Source organism: Ruoffia sp. FAM 26255 (assembly GCF_045528525.1).
GTDB lineage: Bacteria > Bacillota > Bacilli > Lactobacillales > Aerococcaceae > Ruoffia > Ruoffia tabacinasalis.
In genome coordinates, this window is the sequence record NZ_JBGQQX010000018.1 from 24414 (window position 1) to 38199 (window position 13786).

The 13786-nt window shown below is 36.4% G+C and carries 12 protein-coding genes; all 12 read left to right on the plus strand.

The features are described 5' to 3' along the window. Positions 1 to 85 precede the first annotated feature (85 nt). Positions 86 to 2503, plus strand: coding sequence for a primosomal protein N' (priA, locus tag ACEN31_RS05145; protein WP_407108822.1), 2418 nt, complete (start codon positions 86 to 88; stop codon positions 2501 to 2503). Between the two features lie 13 nt (positions 2504 to 2516). Continuing rightward, entirely contained in the window at positions 2517 to 3470 is a 954-nt protein-coding gene (fmt, locus tag ACEN31_RS05150; protein WP_407108823.1) for a methionyl-tRNA formyltransferase, read from the plus strand. 18 nt (positions 3471 to 3488) lie between these two features. After that, positions 3489 to 4868, plus strand: a complete 1380-nt coding sequence (rsmB, locus tag ACEN31_RS05155; RefSeq protein ID WP_407108824.1) for a 16S rRNA (cytosine(967)-C(5))-methyltransferase RsmB — start codon at positions 3489 to 3491, stop codon at positions 4866 to 4868. A 25-nt stretch (positions 4869 to 4893) separates the two neighbouring features. After that, on the plus strand, positions 4894 to 5658 hold the full coding sequence (locus ACEN31_RS05160) for a Stp1/IreP family PP2C-type Ser/Thr phosphatase (protein ID WP_407108825.1): 765 nt from the start codon (positions 4894 to 4896) through the stop codon (positions 5656 to 5658). Beyond that, positions 5655 to 7646 (plus strand): Stk1 family PASTA domain-containing Ser/Thr kinase, encoded by a 1992-nt coding sequence (pknB, locus tag ACEN31_RS05165; RefSeq protein WP_407108826.1) that lies wholly within the window; start codon positions 5655 to 5657, stop codon positions 7644 to 7646. Before ACEN31_RS05160 ends, pknB begins: the two co-directional genes overlap by 4 nt. 61 nt (positions 7647 to 7707) lie before the next feature. Then, complete coding sequence (gene rsgA / locus ACEN31_RS05170) at positions 7708 to 8628, plus strand: ribosome small subunit-dependent GTPase A (RefSeq protein ID WP_197104870.1); 921 nt, start codon at positions 7708 to 7710, stop codon at positions 8626 to 8628. A 14-nt stretch (positions 8629 to 8642) separates the two neighbouring features. Beyond that, a complete protein-coding gene (rpe, locus tag ACEN31_RS05175) occupies positions 8643 to 9284 on the plus strand; it encodes a ribulose-phosphate 3-epimerase (protein WP_407108827.1) in 642 nt (213 codons plus the stop codon). Positions 9285 to 9290: 6 nt separating this feature from the next. Continuing rightward, positions 9291 to 9983: a thiamine diphosphokinase gene (locus tag ACEN31_RS05180; RefSeq protein WP_407108828.1), complete on the plus strand. Its 693-nt coding sequence runs from the start codon at positions 9291 to 9293 to the stop codon at positions 9981 to 9983. A gap of 10 nt (positions 9984 to 9993) precedes the next feature. After that, positions 9994 to 10950 (plus strand): NAD(P)-dependent oxidoreductase, encoded by a 957-nt coding sequence (locus tag ACEN31_RS05185; protein ID WP_407108830.1) that lies wholly within the window; start codon positions 9994 to 9996, stop codon positions 10948 to 10950. A 204-nt stretch (positions 10951 to 11154) separates the two neighbouring features. Beyond that, entirely contained in the window at positions 11155 to 11343 is a 189-nt protein-coding gene (gene rpmB / locus ACEN31_RS05190; protein WP_138405155.1) for a 50S ribosomal protein L28, read from the plus strand. Between the two features lie 202 nt (positions 11344 to 11545). After that, a complete protein-coding gene (locus tag ACEN31_RS05195) occupies positions 11546 to 11902 on the plus strand; it encodes an Asp23/Gls24 family envelope stress response protein (protein WP_138405156.1) in 357 nt (118 codons plus the stop codon). A gap of 35 nt (positions 11903 to 11937) precedes the next feature. Beyond that, positions 11938 to 13611, plus strand: coding sequence for a DAK2 domain-containing protein (locus ACEN31_RS05200; protein ID WP_407108831.1), 1674 nt, complete (start codon positions 11938 to 11940; stop codon positions 13609 to 13611). The last annotated feature ends 175 nt before the right edge of the window (positions 13612 to 13786 follow it).

The window sequence follows — 13786 nt, forward strand, 5'->3', positions numbered from 1 at the left end:
ATCGAAGCTACTATGAAAGAATTTATACTACTTTCATAGTAGTTTTTTGTCATATGGTACAAATTTTTTAGAAGGAGGGGAAAGAATGATAGTGAAAGTTGTCATTGATATACCAGCGAAGCAAGTGAATCGCTCTTTTGATTATGCAGTGCCAAAAGATTGGGAATCTGCGATTAAACTAGGTAGCCGAGTTCAAGTACCTTTTGGCAATATGAAACGAACAGGCTTTGTCGTTGATATTGCGGACGAGACCGAATTTAACGGAAAACTCAAACCGATCCATAGTATTATGGATTATGATGTGTTCTTAAATGAAGAATTAATTGAATTGAGTGATTATTTAGCTGAGTATCTTCAATGCTTCCGAATTTCAGTTCTTCAAGCAATGTTACCGAGCTTACTCAAGGCAAAGTACGATGCTATCGTTCAAATTCATGATCCTGTTCTATTTAGTGAAAAAGTTGGATCATGGTATCAAAATGAAACAAGCATTGACCGAAAAGAATTGGAAGATAGAATTTCTCCCAATGCAATCAGTCAATTAAAAAAAGAAAATATCATTTCTATAGAATACCAAGTTATTAACCAAACGACGCAAAAAACTAAAACAATGATTAAAACAAACTTAAATAAAGACCAATTAATGAATGCTTTAGAAAGGACAAGCCAAAGAAGCTTTAAGCAACGGGCGATACTAGAATACTTCATTAATAATCAAGCTATCGAAAGCATTGAAAAAAACACTTTAATGACAGAATTAGAAGTATCCAATGCGACAATAAATTCAGCCATCGATAAAGAATGGATTACGACATTTAAAGAAGTTGTCTATCGTGATCCACTGAAGGACGTGTCTTTTCAAACGAGTTCATCAAAAACGTTACTACCTGAACAGCAGAATGCGCATGATTTAATTAGTCAAAGCGTTGATAACAAACAAGCGGATACGTATTTAATTGAAGGAGTAACCGGGAGTGGGAAGACAGAAATTTACTTGCAATTAATGGACAGAGCCTTACAACAAGGCAAATCTGCTTTATTACTCGTACCAGAAATTTCGTTAACACCACAAATGGTGGAACGCGTGGTCAGTCGCTTCCAAACTGGTATTGCAGTATTGCATTCTGGTTTATCTATTACTGAAAAATACGATGAGTGGCAACGGATTATTAAAGGCGAAGCAAAAATCGTCGTAGGGGCGAGATCATCAATCTTTGCTCCTTTAGAAAATATTGGAATCATCATTATAGATGAAGAACATGAAACGACTTATAAGCAATCTGATAATCCACGTTATCATGCGAGAGATGTTGCGAGATGGCGGAGTGACTATCATGATGCCCCCTTAATACTGGGAAGTGCGACACCGTCTTTAGAAAGCCGTGCGCGAGCTCAAGTCGGTAACTATCACTTAATCCACCTGGAGAATCGGGTCAATCAAATGCCGATGCCACCTGTGGATATTATTGATATGACCCAAGTTGAGTTGAGGGAAACGGCGAATGAATTATCTCCAGAGCTTATTGAGAAGATTCAAGATCGACTCGATAAGAGGGAGCAAGTTGTATTATTACAAAACCGTCGCGGTTATGCCTCTTACTTACTATGTCGCGAATGTGGTTTTATTATGCAATGTCCTAGATGTGATATTTCTCTAACCTATCATAAGTTTGATAACCAAATGAAGTGTCACTATTGTGATTACCATGAACCTTTACCGACGCAATGTCCGAGCTGTCAATCACCGCACATTCGTACTCATGGTATCGGAACACAAAAGGTAGCCGAAACGTTAGAAGAAATCTTTCCAGAAGCGAAGGTGACGCGAATGGATAATGATACAACTCGCCGTAAAGGCCAACATCAAAAATTACTAGATGAGTTTTCAAGTGGGCAATCGAATATTCTATTAGGAACGCAAATGATCGCTAAAGGCTTAGACTTTGAGAATGTAACCTTAGTAGGAGTCATCAATGCTGATACAGCGCTTAATTTACCTGATTTTAGGGCAAGTGAACGGACTTTCCAACTATTAACTCAAGTGAGTGGAAGAACCGGACGTGGGCGCTTAGCAGGTGAAGTGGTGATCCAAACGTATAATCCTGAACACTATGTGATTCAATTTGCAAAAACGCACGATTATGAAAACTTCTTCCGCTTTGAGATGAAGCGACGACATCTGACTAATTATCCGCCTTATTACTTTACGACCTTACTGACAGTATCTAGTAAGCATCAAGGGAAGGCGAGTCAATTGGCCTATGATTTAAAAGCTCAGTTATATAATCCTGAACTTGAAAGGAAAGAGCAATTATATATTATTGGTCCAAATCGGAATAATATTTCGAAAATTAACAATTATTACTATTTTAATTTACTTTTAAAATACAAAGACAAAACTACTATTCAAAGACAATTGGATGATATTTTGAATAATACACAACAAAAGGCAACACAAGGTGTGTATGTAAATATTGATCATGAACCACAATATTTTAGTTAGAAAGGATATGTATATGCATAAGATAATTTTTATGGGGACACCAGATTTCTCTGTTGAGGTATTGGAAGGGCTAGTGAATGATGCGAATTTGGAGGTTGTAGGTGTAGTCACTCAACCCGATCGACCTGTCGGGCGTAAAAAAGTATTAAAGCCGACACCAGTGAAGGAACTCGCATTAAAACATGACATCCCAGTCTATCAACCTGAAAAAATTAGAGGGTCCCAAGAAGCTGAAGAGTTAAAAACTTTAAATGCTGACCTTATAGTTACAGCAGCGTATGGGCAATTTGTACCTAATGATTTAATTGAAGCACCAAAATATGGAGCAATTAATGTCCATGCGTCACTACTGCCTAAATACCGTGGTGGGGCACCAATTCATTATGCTCTATGGAATGGGGATAAAGAAACGGGAATTTCAATTATTTATATGACTAAAAAGATGGATGCAGGAGATATCTTATCTCAACGCGCCATTGAAATTAAGGCAACAGATGATGTAGGTAAATTATTTGAGTCTCTTGCTGTGGTAGGTAAAGAATTATTATTAGATACTTTACCTGCAGTTTTTGCTGGCGAAGTCCAAGCAACACCGCAAGTGGAAGAAGAAGTTGTCTTCTCTCCAACAATTACTAAAGAACAAGAGCGAATTTCTTGGGATTTAACTGCTCAAGAAGTGGATAATCATGTTCGTGCCTTTAGACCATTCCCATCGACATATACGCTATTAGATAATAACCGTGTTAAAATTTGGGTGGGTGAACCTGTAACATATAAAGGCGAATCCGGCGAAATTGGTGAAGTGGTTGCAGTTGAAGACAATAAATTAATTGTTCAATGCGGAGATAATTCATTTTATGGAATTAGCGAATGGCAAGAAAGTGGAAAAAAACGACTTTCAATTGAACAATGGTTGAATGGGAATAAGCCAGAGGCTATAATAGATAGCGTGTTCGAAAATAAATAACGATAGGAGGAACGAGTTTTGAAAATTAAGCAACGAAGTAAAAAACAATTAAATAAAAATTTACGTTGGCACTCACTCGTTCTACTCGATAAAATTGAAAATCATAATGAATTTTCAAATGTAGTGATAGACGAATTTTTACAAAATACACCTTTAGATGAAAGGGATAATCGATTAGTTGTCCAAATTGTATACGGTGTTATCCAAAACAAATTAACGATTGATTATTACTTAGCACCTTTCGTATCAGGTAAGAAACTTGATGACTGGGTTTCCACATTACTAAGACTTTCTGTATATCAGTTAGTATTTTTAGATCGAATTCCGAGTCATGCGGTAGTTAATGAAGCCGTTCAAGTAGCTAAAGTGAACGGTCATGGGGGCGTAGGGAATTTTGTAAATGCAATCTTGCGTCGTTTTATTCGAACGGATCGATTGGATATTGATGCGATTGAAGATTTCACTGAACGCTTAAGTGTGAAATACAGTATTAGTCCTTGGATTGTAGATTATTTCTTGAAACATCAAACGCATGAAGAAGTTGAGAACTTATTAGAAAGTTTACAAGAAGTTCCATTTATCTCTGCACGTGTAAATACAAGTAAGAAGTCTAGAAAAGAAGTCATGGAATCACTTTATAGTGAAGGTTATGACACTGTAGAAAGTGATATTTCACCCGTAGGTATTCGTTCTATGAACGGTAATCTCATTCATTCAACGGCTTTTAAAGAAGGTTGGTTAACAATTCAAGATGAATCATCGATGTTAGTAGCTCCTTTAGGTCATATTAATGGAGATGAAGAAATATTAGATGCATGTTCTGCACCAGGTGGGAAAGCGACACATATCGCGACACTATTAGAAACAGGACATCTGACAGCCTTAGACTTGTCAGAACCCAAAATTAAGCGAGTAAATGAACATATGGATCGTTTGGCACTTTCACAAAGAGTGACATTAAATGTGGAGGATGCGTCAAAACATCAGCCTACAGACGGTCAATTATATGATAAAATATATTTAGATGCACCTTGTTCTGGCTTAGGTTTAATGAGACGTAAACCTGAGATTAAATATGATAAATCATATGAAGATATACAAGAATTAGCACAAATACAAACCGAATTAATTAATCATGTATCAACATTATTAAAACCAGGTGGAGAAATTATATATAGTACTTGTACAATGTCTTATGAGGAAAATGAAGAAATCGTTCAATCATTTTTAAACGCTCATGATAATTTTGTACAAAGTCCAATTTCAGCTGAAAAAGATAATATTAAAGCAGATTTAATTACCGATGAAGGTAATATTCGAGTTTGGCCACAACAATACCATACAGATGGCTTTTTTATCTCACGTTTAGTTAAAAAAGACACAGAAGGTATTAAATAGTACAATAAAAAACTGAGGTGAAACAATGCAAATTTCGCTCCATTCAAGCGTAGGGAAACAGCGTAAGTCAAATCAAGATTATGCTGATTATTTTAAATCAGATTTTAATCAATACTTATTTGTCTTATGTGATGGGGTCGGCGGTCATCAAGCTGGTGAAGTCGCGAGTGAACTTACGACGAAATATTTAGGGAAGCAATTTAAGCAGTTGACGAAAGAGTTAACGAAAGAAGATGCATCACAATGGATTGGAAAAGCTATTGAAGATGTAAATATTTATCTATATGAAGAATCTTTAAAAGATAGACAACTTGCAGGAATGGGAACTACGTTAGTTGTTTCATTAATTACAAAAGAGTTTGTCTTAATTGCGCATGTGGGGGACAGTCGCGCTTACGTATTCAACGAAGGCCATTTAATTCAAAAAACAGAAGACCATTCATTAGTCAATGAATTAATCCGATCAGGTGAGATTACTGAAGAAGAAGGAAATCTTCACCCACAACGAAACGTTGTCACACAATCAATTGGCGTGACACCGGATGTCGGCTATGAATTGTTGGAGTTACCAATTAATGAAGTGGAACACTTAATGCTTTGTTCTGATGGACTGACAAATATGGTGAGTCACGAAGAGATTGTTGATTTCTTCCAACAAACGGAAGACTTTGAACATTTAGCTGTATCTTTAGTTGATGCAGCAAATGAAGCTGGTGGACGAGACAATATTACGATTATTGTTGTTGGAGACATCCCTTTTTTAATCTTAGAGGATGGTGAAACGACATGATAGATATTAACTCTAAACTATCTGGACGCTACATTATTAACCAACTTGTTGGCTCAGGTGGGATGGCAAATGTTTATTTAGCCAGAGATTTGATATTAGATCGTGATGTTGCGGTTAAAGTATTACGCTTTGACTTCCAAGATAATCAAGATGCTATCCGTCGTTTCCAACGTGAAGCTATGGCGGCGAGTCAACTCTTGCATCATAATGTTGTGGAAGTTTATGATGTTGATGAAGAAGATGGCCAACAATATATTGTGATGGAGTACGTTAAAGGGAATGATTTAAAGACATTTATCCGTGAGAAATCACCTGTGTCTTTAGAATTAGCCGTTAATATTATGTCCCAAATTCTATCAGCCATTGATGTCGCACATAGACATAACATTATTCACCGTGATATTAAGCCACAAAATATACTAATTACTGAGAACAATGAAGTGAAGATCACTGACTTTGGTATTGCCGTCGTGCTATCAGATACATCATTAACACAAACAAACACATTGCTTGGTTCTGTGCATTATTTATCGCCTGAACAAGCGCGTGGTGGAAGTGCGACCGTTAAATCGGATATTTATGCTTTAGGTGTTGTTCTTTACGAATTAATCACTGGTGAAGTCCCTTATGACGGTGAGTCAGCTGTTTCGGTTGCTCTAAAGCATTTCCAAGAGGAATTCCCTCGTGTGAAAGAGCATTTAGATTACGTTCCACAAAGTTTAGAAAATGTGGTCATGCGATCAACCGCTAAATCATTAGAACATCGTTACAGTTCTGTTCAAGAAATGCTAAATGATCTAAGTACGAGTTTAAGTGTGAATCGTATGAGCGAAAAACGCTTCGACCCAGAAACGGATATCGAAGATACATTAATTATGACGCCAATTAAACCAATAAGTACAGCAAGTCAAACGTTATCAAGTGTAGAAGTTAAAGAGGATTTTCAAGAGGATGAAGAGGAAATTCCTCAATATGATGAATTACCACCGATTTCTAGACCGAAGCGACTACGTAAACTGTTAATACAAGTATCTGTCGTATTATTAGTTATCTTATTGGCAGTCGGTGCGTATGCTTTATATAATCAAACGATTAGATATGTAACCGTCCCTGATGTTGAGAACTTATCTCAAGCAGAAGCGATGGCATTACTTGAAGAAGAGAACATTTCAGTTGGGAATGTGATTAATAATTGGCACGACACTGTCGTTCAAGGGAACGTTATCGAAACGGATCCTGAGATGGGCGAGCGAATTGAAAGAGACTCATCAGTCAATCTAGTCGTGAGTAGTGGGGAAGAACAAGTTCAAATCGGCGATTATGTCGGACAGAGCTATGAACCAATTCGTCAAATGTTGATTGAAGCTGGTTTTATCGTTGAACGTCAAGACTTGTTCACCAATGATGCGTCACAAACTGGGACCATCATGGCACAAAGTTTAGAACCGGGAACGCGCGTAGTTCCAGGTGAGACACCGATTACTATGACTGTAGGAAGTTATTCAGAATCAAGCACCATGCAAGATTTCTATAACTTATCCCTTGATATGGTTCAATCATTTGCGGATGGATATGGGTTAGTTGTAGATGTAGGTTATGAATACAGCGAGTTTATCCCAGAAGGACAGGTTATTAGTCAGTCACCTGAAAGCGGAACATCATTATATCCTGGTGATACAATTTCAGTTGTTGTTTCAATGGGAGCTGAAAAAGAAGAAATTAATTCTGCTTTAACTCCAGTATATATTGAATACTTACCAACGTATGAAGATAATGATGAAGAACAAGAAAATCCATTACCAAATACAATTCAAGTATTCATTGGTGATGAGTATAATAATATTACTGAAGTCGCTGAAGAATTTGAAATTACAGAGTCACAATTAATTGAATTAACTTTGTATATATCATCAAATGGTACAGGGCAATATCGAATATTGCGTGATGGTGAAGTGTATGAGGAAAGTAATAATGTTATACCACAGTAGCTGTTTCAAGGTTAAATCTTTCATATTGGAGGATTTAACCTTTTTTTAAAAGGAGGGTTTTATGCAAAAGAAAAAAGGTGTTATTTATCAATCAATTAGTGGGTTCTATTATGTGTGGTCTGAGAATCAAAGTTTTGCCACAAAACCTAAAGGTTTATTTCGACACACAAATGAAAAACCCCTAGTAGGTGATGAAGTAGTCATTGAAGTTGATGAACAAGATAGTCAGTCAGAAAGTCGTCTTATTGAAATATTACCAAGAGAAAATGAGTTAGTTCGACCAAGTATTTCGAATGTAGATTACTCAATGATTGTGACTTCATTAGTTGAACCAGATTTTTCTTATAATTTATTAGATTACTTTTTAGTTTCTATCGAATCGAACCATATTGAACCGATTATCTTATTATCTAAGTATGACTTATTAGTCGAAGCGCTTGGTCAAGAAGCAGCCGACCGAAAAGTTGAAGAAATTAAACGAGTATACGCACCCGCTGGTTATACCGTTGTGACTTTAAATAATAATGAATCAGATATTGATAAGATTAAACATTTGATAGACTCAGGCTTATACGTCATAATGGGACAATCAGGTGTTGGGAAGTCAACTCTATTAAACTTATTATTACCTGAAGCGAATATTGAAACAGGGATCATTAGTGAAGCTTTAAACCGTGGGAAACACACAACTCGAGAAGTCACATTATATCCATTTAACGATGGATTCTTAGCTGACACACCAGGTTTTAGCGCCATTGATTTTCCAGATATCGAAAAAGCTGATTTAAGATTCTATTTCCCAGAGATCGCTAGGGCGGGAGAATCGTGTAAGTTCCGGTCATGTTTGCATTTAAATGAACCGGGTTGTAATGTTAAAAGCGAAGTTGAAGCGGGTGACATTGCCCAAAGTCGTTATAATAATTATGAACAAATTATGGAACGGATTGAGCAAAGAAAACCTGTTTATAAAAAGAAAAAATAGTAGGGGGATTATTTATGAAAGTTGCACCATCAATTTTAAGTGCAGATTTTAGTAAATTAGGCGCTGATTTAGTTGATATTGTATCAAATGGCGCTGATTATATTCATATCGATATGATGGATGGAAATTTTGTACCAAACTTATCTTTTGGTCCAATGGTTATGAATTCAATCCGTCATCTAACTGATAAAACTTTTGATTGTCATTTGATGATTGAAGAACCTGAACGCTATATTGAACTCGTTGCTGAATCGGGCGCAGATATCATTTCTGTTCATGTTGAAGCAACGAAACATATTCACCGAGTAATCCAACAAATCAAACAAACTGGCAAGAAAGCGGGCGTCGTAATCAATCCAGGTACGCCGGTTGAAGCCATTGAAGCAGTATTGTCTGATGTTGATTTAGTTTTAGTCATGACAGTGAATCCAGGCTTTGGAGGACAGACATTTATTCCATCAAGCTTGAACAAAATTAAACAACTTAAAGCACTCCGTGAAGAAAATAATTATGATTATGAGATTGAAGTGGATGGCGGTATTAATGAGGATACTAGTAAGAAATGCCTTGAAGCAGGTGCAGATGTTTTAGTGGCAGGTTCTTACATATTCAGTCACAATAACCGCAAGGAAGCGATCGATTCATTAAGAAATTAAGGTGTTATGATGCAAAGTAAAGAAAAAGAATACGTGATCGTATGTGGGGGCGCTGTAAAACCAGCAGTCTCAGAAATACCTAAATATGTTCAAAATCATAAAACATATTATATTGGTGTGGATTCGGGAAGCTTAAAACTCATTAAAGCTGGATATCACTTGGATTATGCTGTTGGTGATTTTGATTCAGTGACAGAAGAAGAATTTCAGTTAATCCAAGAGAACGCGACACATATTATTAAACATCCAGCTAAAAAGGATGACACGGACATGGAATTAGCTTTAGAAATCGTTCAAGATGAGTTTCCTAATTTGGAATGTTTTATTCTAGGGGGTATCGGGGAGAAAAAAGGCCGCTTGGATCACATGCTAGCGAATATTTGGATGGTATATCAACCAAGATTTAAAGAAAGTGTTGGAAGAATAAAATTTATTGAAAAGAATCATGTTTTTCAGTTTTTCTTCCCAGGTGACTATGAGATTAGTGTTGAAAAAATGCTACCAGATTATTTATCCATCATCACTTTAACAGCCGTTGAGCAATTAAGTATACAAAACGCTGTATATAATCTCGAAGCAACGGATATCGCTTATCCTCGTGCGCTGATCAGTAACGAGTTTATTGATGAAAACCATCCGGTGAAGCTATCATTTAAGCAAGGTCTCGTTCTCGTTCTTAGAGTGAATGAAAGAAAGTAGGAGGGATAATATGACAAAGCCAATTATTGCAGTTTATGCCATTACGAAAGAATGGCAATTAGAAGAAATCAAAGAAACAGCGAAAGACTATAATGTTAAAGTCAAAGATGAACTCAATTCAGATGACATTAAAAATATTGAAATCGTCTATGGTTGGGGTTCTGAATTAAGTGAAAACACCGCAGATTTAAACCAATTAAAATGGATTCAAAAAGACACCGCAGGACTTGATGCAATTCCTGAAAGCCTGAGAAACGATAAAGATGTTTTGCTTTCAAACATGAGTGGTGTCCATGCTGTTCCAATTACTGAGAATATATTTGGTTATATATTAGGTGTAGCTAGAGGGATTATACCTGCCATGACGAGTCAGTTGGAAAGTAAATGGGATAAAAGCATTGCCTCAAACATGCTCTCATTAAAAGACAAGAAAATACTTGTATATGGGACAGGTGCCATTGGTCAAGAGATTGCTCGAACAGCTAAGTTTTTTGAAATGGCAACATATGGCGTTAATTCGAATGGCCGTTCAATCCAAACCTTTGACCATACATACACAATGGAAAGCAGCCAAGAAATCCTTTCAGATATGGACTTTGTTATTAATGCATTGCCTTTAACAGATGAAAGTGAATTATTCTTTGATAAAGAAATCTTTGCTAACATGAAAGATACTGCTTACTTCTTGAATATCGGTCGAGGTGAATCAGTGAAAGATGATCATCTGATTGAAGTTTTGGAAGCAGGGACTTTAGCGGGAGCTTATTTAGACGTCACATCGCCGGAACCACTTCCAGAATCATCAAAATTATGGCAAACACAAAACTTAGTCATTACGCCACATATCTCTGGCAATGTTGAACATTTTAGAGATATGATTTATCCGATTTTTAAAGAAAATCTTGATAGTTATTTATCTAATGGAACACTGGCTAAGAATGAGTACAACAAGAAAAAAGGTTATTAATTCATACAGCCTAAAAATAGGGTACAATCCAAAAACTGCCTTGACTTATAACCTTGGATAGACTAATATTACTTCTTGGAAACAAAACCGCTTTATAAATAGAAAATATTGAAAAAATTCTTGCACAAGAATGAAAAATATGATAAATTATTACGGTATGAAAAAGCAGAGACAAAGCTCCTGCAAGAAATGGAGGAAATACTAATGGCTAAAGAATGTTACTTTACAGGACGTAAAGCTAGATCTGGTAACACTCGTTCTCATGCATTGAACGCAAACAAACGTACTTTTGGTGCTAACTTACAAAAAGTTCGCATTATGGTAGACGGCGAGCCTAAGAAAGTTTGGGTTTCTGCACGTGCATTAAAATCAGGTAAAGTTGAACGTGTTTAATCTCGTTATATTATTTAAATAAGCTAATTTGCTTTGAGCAAGTTAGCTTTTTTATTTGTAATCGAACATAAACTTGAACAAATTTTTTTATATAATACAATTCTCTTTGTCAAACCGTTGTAGTTTGGTAATATCAATTTAAGTGAATAATAACGATGTTTATGATAAAATAACTAAGATATAAACAATAGGAGGAGATTGTATGGCAATAAATATTCCAACCCCAAATGGACAAATCACATTAAGTAATGAAGTTATCGCAACAGTTGTAGGTGCAGCGGTTACTGATAACTACGGTGTCGTAGGGATGGTAAGTAAAAGTTTCTTTCGTGATAATATAATAGAAATTTTACGTAGAGAGAATTTTGCCAAAGGTGTAGTTCTTTCCCAAAACGGTAATAAAGTGGCAGTGGATGTATATATTCTTGTATCTTATGGAACAAAAATATCTGTCATCTGTCAAAATATTCAAGAAACAGTAAAATATAATGTCGAACGTTTACTAGGATTCACACTAGATTTTGTAAATGTTCACGTTCAAGGAGTAAAAGTTGACTAAATTTTAAAGTCAATGAGTTATAAGGAGGACGAAAGTTGGAACTTACTATGTTAACGGCACCAGAATTTCAATCAATGATTATCGCTGGAGCAGATCGTTTAACAGAGAACGTTGATTTAATCAATTCACTAAATGTATTCCCAGTTCCAGATGGAGATACAGGAACGAATATGAATATGTCATTTATCTCTGGTGTTGAAAAATTAAAAGAAAATACTTCAGGACACGTTGGAGAAGCAAGTACAGCCTTAGCTAAAGGGTTATTAATGGGAGCGCGAGGAAACTCAGGCGTTATCTTATCACAAATCTTTAGAGGCTTTTCTAAAGCGATTGAAGATCAAGAGAATGTCGATGCTGAATATTTTGTTAAAGCATTTGCTGGTGGAGTAGAATCAGCCTATAAAGCAGTTATGAAGCCTGTTGAAGGAACAATCTTAACAGTTGCACGTGAATCAGCTTTAGCTGGTGAACAAGCAGCTAAAAACACAACAGACATCGTTGAAATTATGCGAGCAATCGTTAAAGGCGCAAGTGTTGCACTTGAGAAAACGACTGACATGTTACCAGTTCTGAAACAGGTCGGCGTTGTGGATAGTGGAGGAAAAGGTTTACTTTGCCTTTATGAAGGATTCTTATCTAGCCTAACAGGTGAAGTCATTATTTCTGAAGATCATTCTAAAAAGTCAGAAGCTCATTCTCATGCGGTATTCGAAGAAACAAATGAACACCCAATGTCAATGGATGATATTACATTCGGATATTGTACAGAAATCATGGTTCGTATCGGTAATGGTCCAACCGTTGAAAAAGAATTTGATTATGATGAGTTCCGTAATATCTTAAATGAAAAAGGAGACTCATTATTAGTTGTATCTGACGATGAAATAGCGAAGGTACATATTCATACTGAAGACCCAGGCGAAATTATGCAATTAGGTCAAGAGTATGGAGAATTAATCAAAATTAAAGTAGATAATATGCGTGAACAAGTGCGTGAATTAGAAACTGCCAATCAAGCTTTATCTCAACAACAAACAACTGCAGTTGCTCCTAAAGATTATGCAGTGATTGCTGTTGCAGCAGGTGAAGGTATGAGTGAAATGCTGAAATCAATCGGTATTGATGTAGTTCTTTCAGGTGGTCAGACGATGAATCCATCAACAGAAGATTTTGTTAAAGCGATGGAGACGACACCAGCAGAACGCTTTATTCTATTACCGAATAACAAAAACATCATTATGGCTGCAGAACAAGCAGCAGAAGTGATTGAAAAACCTGCAGTGGTTGTACCAACAAGAACTGTTCCAGAAGCGATTTGTGCCATTTTTGCATTTAATCCAGAAGGAACGATTGAAGATAATCATGCTGCCATGAGTGGAAACATTGAAATGGTTTCAACTGGTCAAATTACTTATGCTATTCGTGATACAAACCTAGACGGCGTTGAAATTCTGAAAGATGAATTTATGGGGATCGTTGATGGGAAAATTATCTTATCTGAACCTCTTGTAGAGAATGCTTTATACAATACTTTAGATAATATGATTAATGACGAGAGCGAAATTGTAACTATCTTCATTGGAGAAGGCGGAAAAGAAGATTTAGTTGAACAAGTCATTGAACAATTAGAAGCAACATACTCTGAGGTAGATTTTGAAGTGATTCAAGGTGACCAACCTGTTTACGAGTACATTATGTCAGTAGAATAAATCTATTCAAAGGGGAAAGGGGCATATTGTTCCTTTTCCCTTTTTGCATGTGCGCCCGGCATGGGCGATAACTTGGTGGTGAAAGTCCACTACAGACTTGGCAGTAGGAACTGTTAGCTAAAGGCAAGGGTGTCCACCGTGAGGTGGAATCTGAAGGAAGCCGGAGGCAAACACT